This is a genomic window from Rhizobium album, assembly GCF_003122325.1.
Taxonomy (GTDB): domain Bacteria; phylum Pseudomonadota; class Alphaproteobacteria; order Rhizobiales; family Rhizobiaceae; genus Metarhizobium; species Metarhizobium album.
The window spans coordinates 130,771-151,478 of sequence record NZ_QFBC01000015.1 but is presented as its reverse complement, the minus strand read 5'-3'; the positions used below and the strand labels follow the sequence as shown (position 1 = coordinate 151,478).

The 20,708-nt window shown below is 64.1% G+C and carries 14 protein-coding genes and 2 pseudogenes; 7 read left to right on the top strand and 9 right to left on the bottom strand.

Annotated features, from left to right (window positions below):
* The 7 genes and pseudogenes from DEM27_RS25470 to DEM27_RS35285 all read left to right on the top strand — a co-directional run.
* The gene (locus tag DEM27_RS25470; RefSeq protein ID WP_109461055.1) at window positions 1–1,467 is read left to right on the top strand and encodes a 2Fe-2S iron-sulfur cluster-binding protein; all 1,467 of its coding nucleotides are present in this window, start codon (window positions 1–3) and stop codon (window positions 1,465–1,467) included.
* Window positions 1,464–2,621 (top strand): NAD(P)/FAD-dependent oxidoreductase, encoded by a 1,158-nt coding sequence (locus DEM27_RS25465; RefSeq protein ID WP_109461054.1) that lies wholly within the window; start codon window positions 1,464–1,466, stop codon window positions 2,619–2,621. Before DEM27_RS25470 ends, DEM27_RS25465 begins: the two co-directional genes overlap by 4 nt.
* Before the next feature lie 47 nt (window positions 2,622–2,668).
* Window positions 2,669–4,096, top strand: coding sequence for an aldehyde dehydrogenase family protein (locus tag DEM27_RS25460; protein ID WP_109461053.1), 1,428 nt, complete (start codon window positions 2,669–2,671; stop codon window positions 4,094–4,096).
* A 235-nt stretch (window positions 4,097–4,331) separates the two neighbouring features.
* Window positions 4,332–4,499: pseudogene (locus tag DEM27_RS25455) on the top strand (class II glutamine amidotransferase); the annotation flags it as partial.
* 248 nt (window positions 4,500–4,747) lie between these two features.
* Window positions 4,748–5,401 carry a helix-turn-helix domain-containing protein gene (locus DEM27_RS25450; protein WP_109461052.1) on the top strand — a complete coding sequence of 218 codons (654 nt, stop codon included), beginning with the start codon at window positions 4,748–4,750 and terminating at the stop codon, window positions 5,399–5,401.
* A 245-nt stretch (window positions 5,402–5,646) separates the two neighbouring features.
* Window positions 5,647–6,069 carry an SRPBCC family protein gene (locus DEM27_RS25445; RefSeq protein WP_420028858.1) on the top strand — a complete coding sequence of 141 codons (423 nt, stop codon included), beginning with the start codon at window positions 5,647–5,649 and terminating at the stop codon, window positions 6,067–6,069.
* 4 nt (window positions 6,070–6,073) lie between these two features.
* Window positions 6,074–6,181 (top strand): annotated as a pseudogene (locus DEM27_RS35285) (ATP-binding protein); the annotation flags it as partial.
* 32 nt (window positions 6,182–6,213) lie between these two features.
* Here the strand turns inward: DEM27_RS35285 and DEM27_RS25435 are convergent.
* From DEM27_RS25435 to nosZ, 9 genes are all read right to left on the bottom strand, one after another.
* Window positions 6,214–7,977 carry a sulfite reductase subunit alpha gene (locus DEM27_RS25435; RefSeq protein ID WP_109461050.1) on the bottom strand — a complete coding sequence of 588 codons (1,764 nt, stop codon included), beginning with the start codon at window positions 7,975–7,977 and terminating at the stop codon, window positions 6,214–6,216.
* A gap of 8 nt (window positions 7,978–7,985) precedes the next feature.
* Window positions 7,986–13,484 (bottom strand): glutamate synthase-related protein, encoded by a 5,499-nt coding sequence (locus DEM27_RS25430; protein WP_109461049.1) that lies wholly within the window; start codon window positions 13,482–13,484, stop codon window positions 7,986–7,988.
* A gap of 572 nt (window positions 13,485–14,056) precedes the next feature.
* Window positions 14,057–14,206 (bottom strand): hypothetical protein, encoded by a 150-nt coding sequence (locus DEM27_RS34180; RefSeq protein ID WP_165823587.1) that lies wholly within the window; start codon window positions 14,204–14,206, stop codon window positions 14,057–14,059.
* Between the two features lie 34 nt (window positions 14,207–14,240).
* On the bottom strand, window positions 14,241–15,170 hold the full coding sequence (locus DEM27_RS25425; protein WP_109461048.1) for an FAD:protein FMN transferase: 930 nt from the start codon (window positions 15,168–15,170) through the stop codon (window positions 14,241–14,243).
* Between the two features lie 3 nt (window positions 15,171–15,173).
* Window positions 15,174–15,755 (bottom strand): nitrous oxide reductase accessory protein NosL, encoded by a 582-nt coding sequence (locus DEM27_RS25420; protein ID WP_109461047.1) that lies wholly within the window; start codon window positions 15,753–15,755, stop codon window positions 15,174–15,176.
* Window positions 15,752–16,573: an ABC transporter permease gene (locus DEM27_RS25415; RefSeq protein ID WP_109461046.1), complete on the bottom strand. Its 822-nt coding sequence runs from the start codon at window positions 16,571–16,573 to the stop codon at window positions 15,752–15,754. The genes DEM27_RS25420 and DEM27_RS25415 overlap by 4 nt, the downstream gene beginning before the upstream one ends.
* Window positions 16,570–17,469, bottom strand: a complete 900-nt coding sequence (locus DEM27_RS25410) for an ABC transporter ATP-binding protein (RefSeq protein ID WP_109461045.1) — start codon at window positions 17,467–17,469, stop codon at window positions 16,570–16,572. Before DEM27_RS25410 ends, DEM27_RS25415 begins: the two co-directional genes overlap by 4 nt.
* Window positions 17,435–18,763 carry a nitrous oxide reductase family maturation protein NosD gene (locus DEM27_RS25405; RefSeq protein WP_109461044.1) on the bottom strand — a complete coding sequence of 443 codons (1,329 nt, stop codon included), beginning with the start codon at window positions 18,761–18,763 and terminating at the stop codon, window positions 17,435–17,437. Before DEM27_RS25405 ends, DEM27_RS25410 begins: the two co-directional genes overlap by 35 nt.
* Before the next feature lie 3 nt (window positions 18,764–18,766).
* Window positions 18,767–20,695 carry a TAT-dependent nitrous-oxide reductase gene (gene nosZ / locus DEM27_RS25400; RefSeq protein ID WP_109461043.1) on the bottom strand — a complete coding sequence of 643 codons (1,929 nt, stop codon included), beginning with the start codon at window positions 20,693–20,695 and terminating at the stop codon, window positions 18,767–18,769.
* Window positions 20,696–20,708 lie beyond the last annotated feature (13 nt).

Here is a 20,708-nt window from a genome sequence, read left to right as displayed (position 1 = left end):
ATGGAGCAAAACAACCGGCAGATCGAGGTAACCTTTCTCTGGAACGGGACGCCTGTTACCGGCCGTTCCGGCGACAGCGTTGCGGCAGCCCTTTGGCGCGCGGGCATCACCACGCTTGCACGGTCGCGGAAGGTCCATCGCCCGCTCGGTTACAGCGGCTCCTATCCGACCGGCGTGCTGGCCCGTGTCAATGGCCGCCCGAACGTACGTATCGATCAGGTGGCGGTCGAGGCGGGCCTTGTCGTCGAAATGCAGAATACCTGGCCTTCGCCGCGCTTCGATCTCCTGCGCCTTGCCCAGGCACTGCCGCCGAAACTCGTCTACGGCGGGTTCGAGCATGGCGCATGGATGCCGAAAAGCGGCCTTGCCTACCGCCTCGCCGAGAGGGCCATGGCAAATCTCGCCGGCGTCGCCCGTCCGGCCGACACATCCCTCGCCGCAACGGCTGTCGCCGGCGAACGCCTGGACGTGGACTGCCTCGTCGTCGGTGGAGGACCTGCCGGAATTGCGGAAGCCAACAGACACGCGGAACGCGGCGGGACCGTGGCACTCGTGACGCGAGGGGACAGCCTCGCCCGCTTTGCCTCGTCCATGGGGGCGACGCTCGAAATTCTCGATCCCCGGGTCCGTCTCTTCCCGGGCATGGAGCTGTTCGGCGCCTATCGGGACGGTGCCCTCATGGTCGGCGCACCGCATGATAATCGGCGCGGTGCGGTCGCATTCGTGCCGAGGAAAACCGTTCTGGCGACGGGACGCCGCTCGATCCCGCCGATGGTCAGGGGCAGCCAGTTGCCGGGCGTTCTGGATGCGTATGCCGCCCTGCAGCTTGCGGCCGTGCATCGTGTGATGGCCGGCCAGCGCGTTGCGGTGGTGGGCACCGGAGCAGAGATGGATATTGCCGAAAAACTCGCTGCCCTCGGCGTCGATGTCGTCCATCGCGGGCCGGTTGCCGAACTCTCTGAAATCATGGGGCGGCGGCGCGTGACAGGCATCCGTGCCGGCACGCAGATCCGCTGTGATGCCGTGGTTCACGCCGGACCATGGCGGGCGGACCCGAGTCTCGGCTTCCAGGCGTCGGGCGAGGGAATGTTTCAGGTTCAGGCCCACCCGCTGCCGCAGTCGTTTTCCATTGTCGGCGCCGCGGCGCGCGGCGATGAACGCATTCACGCCGCGCGGCACGTGCATCCGGACACGCTGGTCTGCCCCTGCATGGATGTCACGGCCGGTGAACTCTATTGCCATATCGATGCGGGAGAGACGGACCCGGAGGTGCTGAAGCGGCTTACTTCCTGCGGCATGGGAACCTGCCAGGGTTTTCCCTGCTGGGAAAACATGCTGGCGCTGTTGGCCGCCCGCATCGGCGTCGAGCCGGAGATGTTCGCCCGCCCGACGCACCGGCCGCCACGCCGGTCGATCACCGTCGCGCAGGCGGCAGGACTTGCAGCACTGGTGGAGCCTGACCAATGAATACGTTGCCGCTTCCCAAACGCGCCTCCGTCGTCATCATCGGTGGTGGCGTCCAGGGCCTCTCCGTTGCCTTCAACCTGGTCGAACGCGGACACAAGGACATCCTCGTCCTTGATGCCGGCTATTGGCAGGGCGGCGCTTCGGGCCGCAATGGCACGCTCATCCGGCCGGGTTTTGCGTCGGTGCCATGGACGGAACTGTTCATCCTGACCGTCGAAGAATGGCGAAGCTGGTCGAAGCGCCTCGGCGAGAACGTCATGTTCACCCAGCGCGGCTACTCGGTGGTCTCCGAGGCCGAAAAGAGCGAAGCGATGCTGCTCGAAGGGCTGAAGGTTCAGCAGAGCCTGGGCGTCAACAGCCGGATGCTGTCGCGTCGCGAGATCGACGATCTGCTTCCGGCGATCAACAAGGCCCGCGTCCGCGCCGTGCAGCACCAGCCGGAGGGCGGTGTGGCGCCGCACCACGCGGTCATGAAGGGCCTGCTGGCATTCTGCCAGCGCAATGGTGTCGATGTTCGCTACCGAACGAAGATTTCCGGCCTGGAGCGCACCGGGCCTCGCGTCAGTGCGGTGCTGGTCGGCGATCACAGGATCGAGGCCGATTGCGTCGTCTCCTGCGCCGGTCCGAACAATCCTGATATCGCGGCAATGGCCGCCGTGCCGCTCAACGGCTTCGGCATGCGCATCGAAGCGATGGCGCTTGAGCCGACGCGACCGCTGATCAAGCCCGCCATCGCGCTGATCGACAGCCTGGCCTATTTCCACCAGACCGCGCGGGGCGAAGTGGTGGGGGGAACCGAGGTGCCGGAAAGACCGCGCATGTCCCTGAAAGTCGACGTGCCTGTCATGGCCAACATGGCGAAAGTCTATCTGGAGATGTTCCCGCAGCTCGGCGAGGTGCGCATCCTGCGCCATTGGGCCGGACAGTTCCATGCCTCGACGGACTACGCGCCGCTTCTGGGCGAGCATCCGGACCTGAAGGACCTCTGGTTCTCGGCCGGCTGGTCCTACGGCTTTGCCGGCGCGCCGGCCGCCGGCAGGCTGTTGGCGGAGGCGATCGCAAAAGGCCGGATCGACCGTCGCATGAAGCCATTTGCACTCGATCGTTTCGAAAAGACGGGACCGATCATCGAAGGCGGCATCGTCCTCGCGTGAGGTTTTGCGGAAGAACGCCTTCAAACAATGACAGAAAGGACAGCTCGATGAGCTATCACGAACATTTCTATATCGACGGCGAATGGGTATCGCCGGTTTCTCCCAAGACGCTCGATGTGATCAATCCGGCAACCGAAGAGGCCTTCACCCGAATCGCGGTCGGCTCCGCGGCCGACGTGGACAAGGCCGTTGCCGCCGCCAAAGCGGCCTTCGAAACCTTTTCACGGACGTCGCCTGCCGAACGGCTAGCGCTCCTGAAGCGCATCCATGAGGTCTATCTCGAACGTTTCGAAGATATCGCGCAGGCCGTGTCGTCCGAGATGGGGGCGCCGCTGGCCTTTGCCCGTGATGCGCAGGCCTGGGCCGGGCGGGGACATCTCGAATCCACCATCAAGGCGTTCGAAACCTACGAGTTCAGCGAAAAGCGCGGCAGCACGATGGTGGTCAAGGAGCCGATCGGCGTCTGCGCACTCATCACGCCGTGGAACTGGCCGCTCAACCAGATCGTCTGCAAGGTGGCGCCGGCCATTGCCGCCGGCTGCACCGTCGTGCTCAAGCCATCGGAAATCGCGCCGATTTCCGGCATCGTCTTCGCCGAGGTCATGCATGCCGCAGGCGTGCCCAAGGGCGTGTTCAATCTCGTCAACGGCACAGGTGCGGACGTCGGCCAGATCATGGCCTCGCATCCCGATGTCGACATGGTCTCCTTCACCGGCTCGACCAGGGCTGGCATCATCGTCGCGAAGGCTGCTGCCGACACGGTCAAGCGCGTTGCACAGGAGCTCGGCGGCAAGTCGGCCAACATCATCCTTCCGGATGCCGATTTCGAGACCGCGGTTACAAAGGGCGTCCGCGGCTGCTTTAGCAATACCGGGCAGTCCTGCGATGCGCCGACACGCATGCTGGTTCCGCGTGCGCGCCACGAGGAGGCGCTTGCCATCGCAAAGGTTGCTGCGGACGCCTTCCGCACCGGCGATCCGAACGCGGAAGACACAAATCTCGGTCCCGTCGTGAGCGATATCCAGTTCGACAAGATTCAGCGTCTGATCGAGACGGGAATCGAGGAGGGAGCTACTCTCGTGACCGGCGGTCCGGGGCGACCGGAAGGCCTCAACCGCGGCTACTACATCCGCCCGACGGTTTTCGGCAACGTCACGCCTGAGATGACGATCGCCCGGGAAGAGATTTTTGGTCCGGTCCTGTCGATCATCTCCTACGAAGATGAGGAAGACGCGATCCGCATCGCCAACGACACCGTCTACGGCCTCGCCGCCTACGTCCAGTCAACCGATATCGCAAGAGCCCGTCGCGTGGCATCGCGCATGCGCGCCGGTTCGGTCTATCTCAATTATCCCGACTGGGACACGATGGCATCGTTCGGCGGCTACAAGCAGTCGGGCAACGGCCGCGAATATGCCGATTTCGGCATCCACGATTTCCTCGAGATCAAGAGTGTCGTCGGCTACGGGGATTGATGCTTCGGCCTGAAATGAATGTCCATGCAGAGGGGGAACCTTCTGCGTGGACGACTATACCGGCAGGCAAACCTCGTCTCGTGCAAGTGCCAGCGATACCAGCGTCTGGCCATTGGCTCGCATGCGCGGTGTCGAGGCATATTGCGGCGCCGAAACCGGCCGGATGCTTAACCCTTCCCGGGCAAGGCGGTATCGTCGATCACAAGCAATGCATCGTCGGCGCCGAGCCGACTAGTGCCTCGTGCACAATGGATCGCTGTCCAACCACAACAATCTGCGTCACGACCTGGCGCGCAAAGGCATGACTTTCGAGACGCAGAACGACTCGGAAGTCGCGGCCGCCTATCTCACCTCGGAGATGGCCCAAGGCAAGGGTCTGGGTCAGGCGCTGGAGGGCGCCCTGCCGCAGCGGCGCAGGATCTGATCTATGCGAAGATATCCAAACAGCGACTTGCGGACGTTCGAAAGATTTTGCCCTGCCTTGAGCATCGCCGCTATGCTGTGATCCCTCGGTAGCAGCGCCGTCAGCCAACCGATCGCTTCGACCGGGGGCCTCCGGAAAACGTCACGCGGCATAGATGACGAAACGTATTTTCTTCTCAGGAAAACGGCATTATGTCTGTCACAGGGTGATATTCAAAAGAGGCTGAGATGGCTAGCAAGAGCGTATCGACGAAGGCGGCGCCCAGTGGATTTGGTCAGGATCCCCATGCGGTAAGGGAACCGCGTGAGAACAATCTCGAAATGGCGATCGGGCATGAGGTGCGTGCCTACAGAAAGACACTCGGCGTTACCGTGGCAGATCTTGCATCCGCGACCGGGATGTCCGTCGGCATGCTTTCCAAGATTGAGAATGGAAACATCTCTCCATCGCTTACCACGCTGCAAAGTCTGTCCAGGGCGCTTGGAGTGCCGCTTACCGCGTTCTTTCGAAGTTTCGAGGAGCCGCGGAATGCGACGTTCGTGAAAGCCGGCCAAGGTATAAACATCGAGAGGAGAGGGACACGAGCCGGTCATCAATACAGCCTTCTCGGTCATCTCGACAACAACAGCAGCGGTGTGAATGTAGAGCCGTACCTGATCACATTGACCACTGAATCCGATGTTTTTCCGACGTTTCAGCACGAAGGCAATGAACTGATCTACATGCTCGAAGGCGAGGTCGTGTATCGGCACGGCGATCAGCTATATACCATGCAGGTGGGGGACAGCCTGTTCTTCGACGCCGATGCGCCGCATGGCCCCCAGGTGTTGGTAAAGCTGCCTGCCCGGTATCTTTCGGTCATCAGTTACGCTCAAAGATAAGGCCGGCCGCTACCCCAGGCTGTTGCGGTTATCCTGGAAATCCACCGGTTACGGCAATGCGGGCAATACAGGATGGGAGGAGCGATTGTCGACTGATCCGACGCACGAACCGATGAACCGACCGGTGGGGCGAACCCGGCATGGCCGGAGCCACGTTACTGGCACGGCGGTTTTGGTCGTGCTTCCTGGGTATTGATGTCCGCGCACCCCCTGGCCGAGCGCTCGGCCAACGGTCGCGGCTATCTCTGTTTCATCTACGACACGCTGCTTCGCTACGACAGCGATGTGAACATCGTCCCAAAAGGCTTGAGAAGTCGACGGATACCGATATGGCTGCCACCGTCGTCCTGAAGATCGGCCCGATCAAGGCGCGCTTCGAGGGATCGGTGCAGCTTTGCGATCTCAACCCTCCTTTTTCGTATACCATCGTCGGCGAGGGCAAGGGTGGGGTTGCCGGCTTCGCCAAAGGCACCGCAGACGTCATCCTGACGGAACAGGCAGACGGCGGAACGCTTCTCCAATACAATGTCAAGGTCGATATCGGCGGAAAGATCGCCCAGTTGGGCTCCCGGCTGATCGACTCGACCGCGCGAAAACTCTCGGCGCAGTTTTTCAGCAAATTCGTGAACTCCCTGGAAAAGAGCATGTCCGGGCTTTTCGGGGGCTAATTCAGGAGACCTTCCGTTCAGTGCCTCAGGCGGCGCATGGCTATTTCATCTGCCGAGCAAGCTTTATGAGCGCACCGGTGTCATCATCGCCACCGACCTCAGCTTCAGCGAATAAGCGGCGGTCTTTGATGATGCCCGGATCGCTCAATAAACATCTCGGAGGTAACGCTTCTCCCGTTTCAGGCCGGCGATGTAATCGGAGGCCTTCTCTTGCGTCAGGTTTCCATGGCTGGCGACGATGTCGGAGAGCGCGGCGTCCACGTCGCGGGCCATGCGGCTGGCGTCGCCGCAGACGTAGAAGAATGCGCCTTGCTGCAGCCAGTCGAACAGCGCCTTGCCGTTTTCGCGCATGCGTGTCTGGACGTAGATCTTTTCCTGCTGGTCACGGGAGAAGGCGAGGTCGAGGCGGGAAAGCAGGCCGTCGCGGCTCATTTCGGCCAGTTCGTCCTGATAGATGAAGTCGCTGTCGTGGTGCTGGTCGCCGAAGAACAGCCAGTTGCGGCCGCGGGCGCCGCGGGCCTGGCGCTCCTGCAGGAAGGCGCGGAAGGGAGCGATGCCGGTTCCGGGGCCGACCATGATCACCGGCGTGTCGTTGTCTGCCGGCAGGCGGAAATTTTTGTTCTGCGATACGAAAATGCCGGCAGCACCATTCTGCGCCACGCGGTCGGCGAGGAAGGTCGAGCAGACGCCGCAGCGGTCGCGGCCATCGGCATGATAACGCACGCTGGCGACGGTCAGGTGAACGTGGCCGCTTGCCGCATGCGGACTGGAGGAGATCGAATAGGCACGGTGCTGCAGCGGCTTGAGAAGCGGCAGGATATCGTCGGCGGAAAAGGAGGACGGCGGTGCAAGCGCGACGAGATCGCAGATATCCTTGCCCCAGAGAAACGCGTCGAGCGCTTCCTTGTCGCCGTTGCGCAGTAAATGCGTCAGCTCTTCATTGCCGGCGCGGCGTTCCACCTCGGCGATCAGGTCGCGTGGCGGTGTCGAGATTTCGAGGCCGGTGGTCAGCAACGCTCCAAGCGACGTGTCGCCGACGGACGTGTCCGGATCGGCGTCGAGGCGCGTCAGCAGCAATCGGACAAGGGCGGGATCGTTGACCGGCATGACGCCCAGCGCGTCGCCGGCTTCGTATTGCAGGCCGCTGTCGCCAAGATCGAATTCGTAGTGGCGGATTTCCTTGGCCGATGTGCTTCCGGACAGGCGGCGATTGACGGCAAGCCGGGCGGCATAGGGATTCTTGCGGCTCCAGCCGGTTGTCTGGCGTGCCGGTGAGGCCGCGGCGCGGGGCAGCGCGGCGGGCTTGCCGCCAGCGCCGTCGTCCGGCACCGTCAGCGGCAGGGCCTCGGCGATCCAGGCGTTCGCGGGGTCTTCGTAGTCGATATCGCAATCGCGGCGGGCAAGAATGCGGCTTGCGCCAAGTTGCTCCAGGCGCATGTCGATCAGCTTGCCTGCCTGGCAGAAGCCGTCATAGCCGGTATCGCCAAGGGCGAGCACGGCAAAACGCAGGCCTTCCAGCCGGGGTGCGGTCGAGGCGGAGAGGGCATCCCAGAACAGCTGGGCATTGTCCGGCATCTCGCCTTCGCCATAGGTGGAGGTGACGACGATCAGCCGCCGCATCGTGGCCAGCCGCTCCATGCCGATGTCGTCGAGGCCGGCGACTTCGGCGGTAAAACCCATGGCTTGGGCTGTCACCGCCGCATCCATGGCGACACGTTCGGCATTGCCGGTCTGGGTGCCGTAGAGGACGAACAAGGGCTCTGTTTTGGCTGAGGCAGCGGACCCGGTTGCGGCCGATGCCTCCGGTGCAATGGCGAGGCGGGAATGCAGGCCGGCGAGGAAACCGCCGAGCCAGGCCCGCTGATCGGTGTTGAAGGGCGCATCCTCGGGGATATAGGGGATCTTCATGGTCGGTCTCACATCTGGCGGGCGGCAGGGGCAAGGCCGGCGAGCGCGCGCCGGGCGAACAGTTCCTCGAAGCTCGGCAGGCGGCCGATGCGCTCGATGTTGCGGTTCGTCTGGTGGATGATCCAGCCGTATGTGCCGGGGCTGTCCATCGACAGCGTGTTGCGGCCTGCAAGCGCCTGGCGGTAGTCATCGAGCCGCTTGGCGGCGATCATCACCGCCAGGGCTTCCTCGTCGTGATCGGCGACCGCTTCGCGGGCATAGCGGGCGATCTTCTGCATCAGCGCAAAATCCTCGGTCAGCAGCAGGTTGCGCACCGCCTTCTCGACCACCGGATCGGACGGGCCGCCGGCATTCGGCACGCGGGCGAGCGCCACGGACTGGGCCATGGACAGCACGGTGTAATTGTTGATGAGGGTGAACATTTCCTCGGTATCGGTCTCGCCGTAACCCGGCACGCGGCCGTTCAGAACCGGCCGGCGGTCGCGATAGGCCAGCTTGAATTTTCGCACCTGATGGGCGGCGAGTGCAGTTGCGAGTTCCTCGACCAGATCCTTGCGGTTTTTCGCCTGCAGTATCGCGTCGCTGTCCTGGTAGAGCAGCAGGGCACGCGGCATGCCGTAGACGAAATTGTGCTTCTCGCTGTCCCAGTTTTCGATCAACCAGCGGGCCTTCTGCGAACCGGTCGCCTCGACATGCCATTGCAGCAGGCGGAGGATGGCATCGGCATGCACCGCCGCCATCGGATCGGTTTCGTTATCGATGGCGCCGAGCAGGATGGAATCGTGGCTCATCTTCTTCGGCAGGTCGCCGTAGGGATCGTATTGATAGACGAAACCGCCGCTCATGCCGTTGCCGAACCCCTTGCCGAAGCTGCCGAGGTTGAGCACTGCGCCGTTGGTCATGTATTCGCAGCAGAAGTCGCCGACGCCTTCGACCACGGCGGTGGCGCCGGAATTGCGCACGGCAAACCGGTCGCCGGCCTGGCCTTCGACGAACAGCCGGCCGCCGGTGGCGCCGAAAAGGGCAAAATTGCCGACAAGCACGTTGCCGCCCGCTTCGTCCGAACCGCCGCCCGGCGAGCGCACGGAAATCGTACCGCCGCCGGCGCTCTTGCCGACGCCGTCGTTGCAGGTGCCGGTGTGCGTCAGCGCCATGCCGTCGTTGCAGAAGGCGCCGAACGACTGGCCGGCCGAACCCGAGGTGGAGATCCGCACGCTGCCCGCATCGAGGAAGCGGCGGCCGCGGCGATCCTGCCGGACGGCCGGCAGGTTTGCTGCCGTTTGTTCGTCCAGTTCGTAGTTGAGAAGGCGTTCGATATCGACGGAAAGCCGGCCGCCGACACTCTTGTTGCAGTTGTTCAGATGCCGGTTACCGCCAAGGCTGATGTCGGCGCGCCGTTCGTCGATCAGCGCCGAGCGGACAAGCGAAATGAAATCGTCGTCGACGGCGTATTCGGCCTCCATGTAGACCGGATGCTCGATGACCTGTTCCCGGACGATCGCCAGCATGGCGCGGAGGTCGAGCTGGCCGACGCTGGCGGGATGGTCGAGCAGGTGCAGAAGGTCGGCGCGGCCTCGTGCTTCCCGCAGCGAGCGCACGCCGATCGCGGCAAGGATTTCGCGGGTTTCGTGGGCGATGTTCAGCAGATATTGCGCCAGCGCCCGCGGATCGCCGTCGAAGACTTCCGGATTGGTGGTGAGGCCGGCGGGGCACTTGATGTTGCAGTTCTTCGCCATGACGCATTTCAGCATCATCAGCGCCGTGGTGCCGAATTCGAAACTGTCGCCGCCGAGCAGCGCCGACTTGACGACGTCGCTGGCCGTCTGGTGCGCGCCGGAGCAGCGCAGCAGCACCTTCTGGCGCAGGCCGTTGGCGAGGAGCGCCTGGTGCACCTCGGCGATGCCGATTTCGGCGGCGCGGCCGGTATATTTCAGGCTGGTGACGGCGGCTGCGCCCGTGCCGCCGGTGTTGCCGGCAACGTTGATGACATCGGCGCCCGCCTTGGCGACGCCGACGGCGATGGTGCCGATGCCCTCCGACGAGACCAGCTTGACGATGACCCGCACCCGCGCCGCCTTGCAGTCGTGGATGAGCTGCGCCAGGTCCTCGATGGAATAGGTGTCGTGGTGCGGCGGCGGCGAGACGAGTTCGACGCCGGGCGTGCCGCCGCGGGCGGCGGCGATTTCCACCGTCACCTTCTGCGCCGGAAGCTGGCCGCCTTCGCCGGGCTTGGCGCCCTGGCCGATCTTGATTTCCAGCTCCTCCAGCATCGGATCGGCGAGATAACCGGCCCAGATGCCGAAGCGGCCGGAGGCGAACTGCTTGATGCGCGAGGCGCGAATGGTGCCGTAGCGCGAGACGTGCTCGCCGCCCTCGCCGGAATTCGACATGCCGCCGACCATGTTGGTGCCGTGGGCGACGGCCTCGTGGGCATTGGCGACCAGCGCCCCATGGCTCATGGCGCCGGAGGCGAGCAGCGGGGTGATCTCGCTGGCATTCTGCACGGTTTCCAGCGGAATGCTGTCCGGCGCGGTGCGGATCAGCGCCAGATAATCGCGGGCCTCGCCGGCGGCCTGAACCATCAGCGCACCGCTTTCGATCCAATGGCCGCGCAGGTCCTCGCCGAAGCGCATGACCAGCGATTGGCCGAGCGCGCCGAGGCGTGCCAGTTCGTCGTCGGCGGGCCGGGTGAAGGCAAGCCGGAACGTGTTGTCGCCGCGGTTTTCGCAAGCGAGGCCGCGCACCAAAAAACTGTTGTTGCCCTTGCGCGAGAAGCGGCCCATTTCCTTGCGGAAATCCTCTGCCGAGGTCAGGTAGGTGACGTCGGCCGGAAAGGCGAGCACGTCACGCAACGCCGCCGGGCGGCGCATGCGTTCGTCGGTCATCAGGCGGATGAAGTTGCGATAGCCGGGCGTGATGGCGAAGCTATCGATCGCTTTCGGCGTCAGTTTTTCGAAGCTGTTGTTGCGGTAGGCATCATCGTCGATGCCGAAGGCGTCGTCCAGGCGGTTGAGGGTCAGGAGGCGCAGGAACGGGTCGTCCGCGTCCTTCCTGTCGAAGGCGATGGTTTCTTCCGTCATGTCGACGAAACCGCGCACCGCCGCCGTGCCGAAGGAGTGGCCGGCGCCTTCCGCCCGTTCCTTGAACAGGCCGAGCAGCGGGATGTCGTCTTCACGCGTCACCGTCAGCGCCTTGGCGTGCCAGTCCGCCACCGCGCCGGCAATCACCTTGAAATTCACGCCGCCGACCGGCGTCTTGACGTTGGGAAAATAGCGGTTCAGCACCGGATCGCTGGTGTCGAGAAAATTCGGCTCGAAGAATTCGCCGCCGATATAGCTTTCGGCGGTGCAGAGGCCGACCTTGCCCATGGTCTTCATCAGCGCCTTTTCCGCTGCCTTGGCGAAACGCTTGAAGGCCTTGTCGGCGTCAGCGCCGAACTTTTCTTCGGCGCGGAACTGCACGCCGAGCGGATAGACGGCCGATGCGCCGAAACCGAGCACGGCGGCGATGTGGTGCGACGAGGCGATCTGGCCGCTTTCGACCACCAGCGACAGCCGCAGCCGCAGGCCTTCCTCGATGAGTTTCTGGTTGATGGCCGAAACCACGAGGATCATCGGCAGGGCGGCGCGGTCCTTCGCCACATGGCGGTCGGTGACGACGGCGATGCCGCCTTCGTCGCGGGCAAAGCGGGCAATCGCATTGCAAAGATCGTCGATCGTCGCTTCCAGTGCCTGTTCGTTCGCAGCCGCATCCGTCAGATCAGGCGCATACAACATCTCGAAGCGCCGCACCGGCGTTTCGGTTTGCTCGCGGATGCGCAGCATGTCGAGATGGGTGAGGATCGGCGAAGGAACGACGATCTGGCGGGCGGCCTTGGCGCCGATGTTCGGCTTGGCGCCGAGCGCCACGCGCAGCGTCATGCCGTCTGCCTCGCGGATCGAATCGAGCGGCGGATTGGTAACCTGGGCGAAACGCTGCGAGAAATATTTCGCCACGCCGCCTTCCTGGTCGGACAGCGCGTTGATGGCATTGCCATAGCCCATGGCCGAAATCTTTTCGGCGCCTGTCGCCAGCATCGGGTCCATCAGGAACTTGAAACTTTCCTGGTTGAGCGAATAGGCGACGTAGCGCTGATGGCGTTCGAGGTCGCCGTTGTAACGCAACGGAGACCCCTGTGCTTCGGCTGGAATCTCCGGCAATTCCGCCAGCCGCACGCGCGCCTCGCGCAGCAGGTCGCGGTAGGGACGGCGTGCCGCCAGCATGTCCAGCGCTTCGTTGGTCGCAAAGGCGCGTTTGGCAACGTGGTCGTAGCACAGCATGCCACCGGCCTCGATGCGGCCGCGGCGCAGCACGGTTTCCGGCGGAAAGCCGATCTGGCCGGCTTCCGACATGACGCAGAGATAGTCCTCGGTTTCCACCGTGCGCAGCGGCCTGAGGCCCAGCCGGTCGAGCCGGGCGCCGATGACGTCGCCGTCGCCGAAAATCAGCGCTGCCGGTCCGTCGTTCTTTTCTTCGTAGAGCGAAAAATATTCGAGCATCGCCACGACGTCATCCGGCAGGGTATCGTCGTTCTCCCAGGCCGGCGGCATCATCGAAACCACGGCGGTAACGAGGTCGAGCCCGTCTTCCAGCACCCGCATCTGCAGCGTCTGGTCGAGGCGGCAGCTGTCCGACTGGCCCTTCGGGCGGATGATCGCGGCATTCTTCGATAGGGCGATCGCCGCTTCCGAAAGACGGTTCTTGCGGTCGGTGTTGAGTTCGCCGTTGTGGGCCATCAACCGGAAGGGCTGCGCCATGGAAGGGTGCGGATCGGTGTTGGTGGAAAACCGCGTGTGAAAATAGAGGGTGTGCACCGCATGGGCCGGATCGACCAGATCGCGGAAATACGGCATCACCTCGTTGGAATTCAGCCGGCCCTTGAACACCTGCATGCGGGCGCTGAGCGACAGCGGATAGAGCCCGGCGAAGCGCGGCTCGGTATAAGCCTGCGCCTCGATGGCGAGCAGCGCCTTGTGGATGCGGAAATCGAATTCGGCCTGGGTCGCGCCGGTCTCGTGGCAGCCGAACACCCATTGGCGGATCGGCAGCTGGTAGCGCACCGCCGCGGGACGGATGGCGCTTTCGTCGACGGGAACGACACGCTTCAAGAGCAGCGGGAAGCCCTGCTCGGTGAGTGCGGCCTCGATCAGCCGTTCCGCTTCGCCGTGACAGGCGGGATCGTTGGGCAGGAAAAAGTTGCCGACGCCGAAGCGGCGCGGCTGAAGATCGGCGATCCCCGTCAGCTTGCGGAAGAACGGCAGGGACAGATCCACCGACACGCCGGCCCCATCCCCGACACCTTCGGCCGACATGCCGCCGCGATGCGGCACGGCGCACAGCGCCTCGTGGCCCTTGCTCAGCACGTCATGTGTCTGGACGCTGTCTTTTCGCGTGATGAAACCGACGCCGCAGCTGCTCTTCTCCTGCGAGCGGTCGTAAAGGCCGGTGGTTTCTTCAAGCTGCGCCAAGTCGCATCCTCCTGTGTCACGATGTGTCAGTGTTGCTGACCTATATTATCAGGAGTTAGCGAGTCAAGTTTTTGTTCGAAAAATTCGCAAAATCACAAATCTGTGAAATAAAATTACTCAAATGCTTATCGTGACTTTCCATTTCGGAAAGAGATCGGCGGAAGGCCTGGATTCCGTCACTCTCGGACTGCTCCCGCGAGCATCCGGTTTAGCTTGATTTGAACATCAGGGAGAGTTGTGCCCATTGGGCTTGGCGGCCTTTGTGAGGTCTTCGCAGGTTGCCAATAGGCCCTCGTGAGCCGGGGCGTCCGGCTTGCAAAGACTGCCATAGCCGCCGCCAGCTTCACGTCCGACAGGTGTCATCGGATTGATCACAGTGCCGCCTTGAACAGGGCGAGCGCCTGGCCGACCGGTCCCCGGTCGATTGTACGGCCGAAGTTGCCCGACCCGCCCGACGACAGCCCGTCATCCGCCTCGATCATTCGACAAAGGTCGTGAATCGTCAATAAAATCAGTCAGCTATAAATTCCCGCACGCAGATCTCAAAAGTCCTGCTGCTGGCAGCCGATGGGTTAGACGAACACCATCACGGCGACATAACCGATCCCGATCAGTACGAGCCCGGCGAGAAGCATCGGCACGAGGCTGCTGCCGTTGGCATCCCGGCCGCTGACATGCTCGCCGGAAAACACCAGGCGCTTGCGTTCGTCTTTCTTGTCCATGATTTCCTCCTCCGTTGTCCTGATCGGCAAGCCGCTACGCCGCAGCTTCCAAGCGTGCCTGTTCGAAGCTGCCGAGCATGGTGAGGATCGCAGCGCGATCCGTCATCAGGCAGCCCGCCGTCGCCAGCGCGTCGGCGATCGCGGCTGATGGGGCCGAGATCGAAATCGACCGCCAGCCTGGCGGTGCAGGCATCCCGGTGGCCGGGTCGAGGATATGGCCGTCTTTTCCAGCCTGGTCGAAGGTCGTGCCCAGGGGGGCGGACGTCGCGAGCGCGCGCTGGCGCAGCGAAAGGCGTTCGCCCGTCTGCAGCCGCACCGGCCAGCCCGGCCCGGAGGCGCCGCCGTCCTCAGGCTTGCCGCCGAGGGCGCGGAACTCGCCGGTGTCGATCAGGATGTCGGTCAACCCCTCGGCTTCCAGCAGCGCGGCGATCCGGTCGGCGACATAACCCTGGCCGATGCCGTTCAGCGTCAGCGCCATGCCCGGCTGCAGGGTAATCTCGGTGGTATCAAGCGTCACCTTGCTCCAGCCGGTATTGTTGCGCGCCGTTTCGATGGCTCGGGCTTCGGGCCGTCGGCCGTTGGCGGCGGCTTCGGCCCAGAGTGCCCAGAGCGGCTGCACGGTCGGATCGAAGCGGCCGCCGCTCGCCCGGTGCACGGACCCAGCCAGCGACAGGCATTCGAGAAGCTCGAACGGCGGTGCCGCAAGGTGTCCCTTGCGGTTCAGCTGCGAAAGCGCGCTTTCCGAACGATAGAGGCTGAGAATGTTCTCCAGCCGGTCGATCTCCGTCATGACACGGGCGGCGATGGCCTCCGCGTCGGGATGGTCGAGGCGGATCGAGGCGCGCGCACCCAGCGCCTGTCCTGTCCACAGGCGGGTGGTTGTGGTCGCCGCTGCGCGGGCGGCAGCGGGGAGAATGGCCAGGGCTGCGGAAATCGCGATCAGGCGACGGCGGGTTATCGGCATGGTTCAACCTCCGGCTTTGTTGGGCAGGGCACGCAGACGATCGTCGAAATCCGCGTCGTCGACCGCTTGGTCCGCGACGGCCTCGACCGGCGCCAAGACCATGTCATCGGTAATATCGTTCAGCGTCAGCACATGGCCGCCCTCGGCGACAGCGAAAGCCTCGGCGCGCTCCTTGCTGGAAAAAGGCACGGTTTCAGGCGCGCCCATGCCGCCCATGCGCTTGGAGCCGACGACGTAGAAGGCTTCGGTGGCAGCGATCCAGTTGCCGTCGCCGGGCCGGTCCCACGTCGCCCCCGCCTTTCCCATGTCGTTGACGTAGAGGATGAGGATCGGCGCCACCTGTTCCGGCCCGCGCATGTAAGCGATGGCATCACGCACCTGGCTGAAGAACAACGGCGCCGGATTGCCTTCGAGGAAAACCTGGGCCTTGGGGCCGGGATGCTCCAGCAGGTTCATCTGGCAGTAGTGGCCAAGCGTCTCGGGCGTCATGTCCTTTGGCGTGGTGTTCTGCGCCACCTCCTGCTTGCAGGCGGATAGGAGCAGCAGCGCGGAAACGACAAGCAGGGGGCGAAGGCGAGGTCTCATAGGGTTACCTTCCGGAAAGCTGCGACGGCGAGCCCGATGGCGGCAAGCGGCCAGAGGAAGAGCGAGGCGGCCGATTGCCACAGCGGGATAGCGCCTGCGGCCCCGCCGATGCCGCCGGCTGCGGCAACGGCTTCAGCCGCCGAAAGATTGAAGACGCGGAAGGCGTCGGCCGGATTGGCAAGCAAGGCGACGGGCAGGGCTCGCGTGGTGAAGGCCCCGCCGCCATCCGTGACGATCAGCGCCAGGAGAGCGAGATCGTAGAGCACGACCGCCACCAGCCAGAGGGCTATGGCCAGTCCCGCAGCACCCGAAGGCCGCCGTGCCAGCGCGGAAAGGGCATAACCGGCGCCAAGGAAGGTCGCGCCGAGCAGCACCGACGTCCAGATCAACCGCCACAGCGAACCGAGCCCCTGGACCGCACCCGGATCGGACCAGACGGCGACGAGCGCCGCTGCGCCATAACCCAGCGTCACCGCAAGAGCGAGGATCGCCAGATGCGCCAGAAGCTTGCCGAGCAGGATCTGCAGGCGCGAGACGGGATAGGTAAGGAGAAGCGGCAGCGTGCCGCGCTCCACTTCGCCCGCCACCGCATCGAAACTCATCAGCAGCGCCAGCAGCGGCACCAGGTAAACCGCGAGCGAGGTGAGCGAGGCGACCGTCACGGACAGCCGGTCGACACCGACATCGCCCGTCGGAGCCGAGCCGGCGGCGGCGAGCACCAGCGCAAACAGCACCATCATGCCGGTGGCGATGGAAACCCAGCGGTTGCGAAAGGCGATGCGGAATTCGCTGATCGCTGTGGCGAGGATACGGCTCATTGTCCATCCCTCCGGCTGAAATGGCTGTAGATATCCTCAAGGCTGGGCGGGACGACATCGAGATCGGCGACGTGATCTCCAAGCGCTGCGATCCGTGCGATGAGCGGCAATTTTTCCGCCTGGGTGCAGGAGAGGCGCAGATGACCGTCCGCGTCGGCAGCCGCTTCGGGAAAGGCCGCCGCCAGCGATGCCTCATGGCCGGGAGCGGGAAACACCGAGAAGGCGACGGGCAGGGCGGCGCGGGCGCGCAGGGCGGCGAGCGTGCCTTCCGCCACCAGTTGCCCGCCGGACAGGATGAGGATGCTGTCGGTGCGGGCTTCCACCTCGGTCAGCACATGGGATGAGAGCAGGATCGCGGTTCCTTCGGCGGCAAGGCCGTCGAGCAGGTCGTAGAAATCACGCCGCGATACCGGATCGAGGCCGGAGGTCGGCTCGTCCAGCACCAGCAGGCGGGGGCGGCCGATCAGCGTCTGGGCGAGGCCAACGCGCTGGCGCATGCCCTTGGAGTAAGTACCGATCCGCCGCTGCGCGGCATGCGCCAGCCCCACCCGGCCAAGAAGCTCCATGGCCTGGCGCGGGCTCTCGCCGCGCAGCGCCAGATAGTGGCGGAGTTGCTCTTCTCCCGTCAGCGCCGGGTGGAAGGCGACGTTTTCCGGCAGGTAGGCCACCTGTGCCCGCGCCGAAGGCGAACCCGGCGCGGCGCCGCAGACCGAAACCTCGCCGCCGTCGAACGGGATGAGGCCGAGCACGATCTTCATCAGCGTCGATTTACCTGCGCCGTTATGGCCGAGCAGCGCGGCGCGCTTTCCCGGCTCCAGAGAGAGGGAGACCGCCTTCAGCGCCTCCATGCCGCCGAAGCGTTTAGTGAGCCGAGAGAGTGTCAGCGTCGGTGTCATCATAATTTCCTTCGGTCCAGCGCCCGGCAGCCTCGGCCTCATAGGCGAGGATTTCGGACGGGACGGATATGCTCAGGGGGCGCATCAGCGGCGCGCTGTCGCGCACGCCTCCGGGCAGCGTTGCGGGAAAATCCCGCTGGCTCCAGCGCACCAACTGCACGGCGGGCGAGCCGGTGAGCAGGCTGGCCGCCGGTTGTGACCAGAGGATCTGGTCCATCAGGTCGTTGGGTCGATAAAAGCTGTCGGCGATGCCGTCGCCGTTGAGGTCGTAGGCCGGATGGTCCGACCAGAAATTGCCGCGGCCCTCATGGCTCCATTCCATGTTGCGGGTGCCGACATATTTCACCTGCTCGCGATTGGCGACGAAGGCGTTGCCGGTCAGGACGTTCTTTTCCGAGCCGGCGGTGAAATGGATGCCGATGCCGCAGCCCTCGAAACGGTTGTCCCATATGAGATTCTTGTGGGCGTTGTAGATGAACAGGCATTTCTTCGTGCCGCCCCGCACCAGATTGCCGGTGACATCGGCATTGTTGGCATAGTTCAGCATCAGCCCGTGTTCCCGGTCGCCGAGGCTGAGATTGTTGCGGATCCTGGCGCGATCGGAAAACATGATGGCGAAGCCGAGATGGTTGCCGATCGAGATGTTGCCGGAAACCTCGGTGTTGCGCGTGTACATGAAATGTACGGCAAACCGCAGGTCGCGCATGATATTGCCGCGATAGATGCTGTCGGCGCTGGCATTGGAAAAGATGCCGTCGCGGCCGTAGCGGATGACATTGTTTTCCAGGAGCGTGCCGGGGCTGTTCCAGACATAGATGCCGTTGCCGCGCTCGTTCATGCGCGGGCTGTCGGTGCCGACGATCTCGTTGCCGATGATGGCGCTGTTGCGCCCGCCATGCACGTCGATGCCGTGCATGTTGCCGGTGACGAACAGGTTTTCGACACGGGCACGGTCGGCGCCCTTGACGATCTTCACGCCTGAATCGAGATCCTGGTTCACCCGACCCGAGCCGGTGACGGTAAAACCGGTCAGGGTGACGTCCGGCACGGTGACCGTCAGCACGCTGCCCTCTCCCAGCCCATCCACCACTGCCGTGCGCGGGCCGACGATCGTCAGCGGCCGGTCGATGGTGACGGGGCCGGCATAGGCCCCGTCGGTCAGTGTCAGCACGTCGCCGGGCAGAGCCCCGGCGACGGCTGCGGCAAGGCTGCCCGGACCCGGCGCGACCGCATGCTCCGCCGCGGCAAGCGGCGAAGCGAGAAGAAGACCGATCAGCAGGACGGACAGGCGCATCGCTCAGGCGTCCTTCGGTTCCACGAACATCCGGCCGCGCATTTCCATGTGCAGGGCATGGCAGAACCATTGGCAATAGTACCAGTAGACGCCCGGATTGGCCGCCACGAAGGTGACGGAGCTCGTCATCTGCGGCCCGACCTCCATGGCAACGCCATGGTTGCCCATGGTGAAGCCGTGCGTCAGGTCGTCGATCTCGTCGAGGTTGGTGACGATCACCGTAACCTCGTCGCCTTCCTTCACCGTGAAGCTCTCCTGGCTGAAGCTCGGTGCCACCGAGGTCATGTAGACGCGCACCTTGTTGCCGTCGCGGATGACGGCGTCGGTCCACTCGTCGATGTTGACCTGATCGGCCTCCGCCTGCTTGCGCGTCTCGGCCCACAGGTGATCCTGGCGGTCCCAGACCGAGCGGATGTTCGGCAGGATCGAGGGGGCGACGGCAATCGCGTCATGCGGCTCGGCAAAGTTCGGGCCGTCGTGCACCAGCACCATCTTGTCGCCGGAGATATCGATGAGCTGGTCGTTTTCCGGCTTCAGCGGACCGACGTTGAGGAAGCGGTCCTTCGAGAACTTGCAAAGGCACACCAGCCAATCACTGGAGGCATCCAGCGTCTCGCCCATCACAGTCTTCAAGTGGCCCGGCTGGTACTGGACGTCGAGCTTGTCCTTGATCGGGTTGATCTTTTCGCCGGCATAGGCGCGGATCGCCTCGTCGATGTTCCACTTCACCACCTGGCTGTCCAGGAAGAGGGAGGTATAGGCGTTGCCGCGGCCGTCGAAGGCGGTGTGAAGCGGGCCGAGGCCCAGTTCCGGTTCCGCCACCACGGCGCTGCGTGGCTCGGCATTGTCATAGAACAGGGCGTCGAACTTGGTGACATCCAGCACGGTGACGGTGGGCGAGAGCTTGCCGGCGACGCACAGGTGTTTCTTGTCCGGCGCCATGTTGCAGCCGTGCGGATTGTTGGCGATGGGGATATAGCGGGTGAAGAGGGACTTGGCCTCCTTGCGGCCGTCGACCACCTTGACGCCGTTGACCTCCTCGTATTGCCCGGCGGCGATCGCCTTCTCGATCTCGGCGAGGTTGAAGACGACGACATGGTCCATCTCGGACTTGGTCATCTCCTCCAGGCTCATGCCCATTTCGGAGTTGTAGCTGGTCGAGAACGCCCACTTGCCCTCGTAGTCTGCATCGCAGTTGTCGAGATTGCCGGAGACCTTGACCTGCCAGGCCACCTCCCACTTGTCGGCATCGACGGCCGTGAAGATGTTCACGTAGGTGGATACGTCCTTCATCGTCGAACCGTCGTTGACGAGCGGCGCTTCGTCCTCGCCGTTGCAGAAGACGTAGTTCGAGCGCGGCCATTTCTGCGGGCGCAGGCCGTGGATGCCCTTGGCGTTGGGGATTTCCAGGATGGCATCCGTCTTCATCACGTCGCAGCGCACGCGCGCCACCCGGGTGTTGGCCTTGTCGTTCATGAAGAGGTATCGGCCGTCATATTTGCCCTCGGTGAAGGACATGTGGACATGGTGAAGGTCGCCGTTGTCGTGGATCTTCTTGCCGTTGGCGGCAAGCTGCTTTTTCGTCTTCTCCGTCATCGTGCGCTGGTGGATGCGGATCGATTCATTGGTCTGGCCCCAGCCTGTCGCGGAGCAACGGTTGAACACCGGCACCCGCATCAGCTCGCGCATCGAGGGAATGCCGAGAATGCGCATCTCGCCGCTCTGGCCCGAGGACCAGAAGCCGTAATAGTCGTCGAGCTTGCCGGGTGCGACCGAGCCATCGGCTCCGGCCGCGGCGCGGGCCGGGGTTGCAAGGCTTGCCGCGCCAAGGCCGAGTGCCGCCGGCGTCATCGCGCCGGCCAGCACGGCGCTGCCGGCCGTTGCGCTGAACAGCGCGCGACGACTCAGCCCCTTGTTTTCTTTCGATTCCATGATCGGCTCCTCT

What these genes read in the sequence shown, in the direction of transcription:
- DEM27_RS25465 (WP_109461054.1), top strand. Translation starts at nt 1,464, where the DNA reads ATGAATACGTTGCCGCTTCCCAAACGCGCCTCCGTCGTCATCATCGGT.
- DEM27_RS25460 (WP_109461053.1), top strand. Translation starts at nt 2,669, where the DNA reads ATGAGCTATCACGAACATTTCTATATCGACGGCGAATGGGTATCGCCG.
- DEM27_RS25450 (WP_109461052.1), top strand. Translation starts at nt 4,748, where the DNA reads ATGGCTAGCAAGAGCGTATCGACGAAGGCGGCGCCCAGTGGATTTGGT.
- DEM27_RS25410 (WP_109461045.1), bottom strand. Translation starts at nt 17,469, where the DNA reads ATGACACCGACGCTGACACTCTCTCGGCTCACTAAACGCTTCGGCGGC.
- nosZ (WP_109461043.1), bottom strand. Translation starts at nt 20,695, where the DNA reads ATGGAATCGAAAGAAAACAAGGGGCTGAGTCGTCGCGCGCTGTTCAGC.
- DEM27_RS25405 (WP_109461044.1), bottom strand. Translation starts at nt 18,763, where the DNA reads ATGCGCCTGTCCGTCCTGCTGATCGGTCTTCTTCTCGCTTCGCCGCTT.
- DEM27_RS34180 (WP_165823587.1), bottom strand. Translation starts at nt 14,206, where the DNA reads ATGGACAAGAAAGACGAACGCAAGCGCCTGGTGTTTTCCGGCGAGCAT.
- DEM27_RS25425 (WP_109461048.1), bottom strand. Translation starts at nt 15,170, where the DNA reads ATGCCGATAACCCGCCGTCGCCTGATCGCGATTTCCGCAGCCCTGGCC.
- DEM27_RS25435 (WP_109461050.1), bottom strand. Translation starts at nt 7,977, where the DNA reads ATGAAGATCCCCTATATCCCCGAGGATGCGCCCTTCAACACCGATCAG.
- DEM27_RS25415 (WP_109461046.1), bottom strand. Translation starts at nt 16,573, where the DNA reads ATGAGCCGTATCCTCGCCACAGCGATCAGCGAATTCCGCATCGCCTTT.
- DEM27_RS25470 (WP_109461055.1), top strand. Translation starts at nt 1, where the DNA reads ATGGAGCAAAACAACCGGCAGATCGAGGTAACCTTTCTCTGGAACGGG.
- DEM27_RS25420 (WP_109461047.1), bottom strand. Translation starts at nt 15,755, where the DNA reads ATGAGACCTCGCCTTCGCCCCCTGCTTGTCGTTTCCGCGCTGCTGCTC.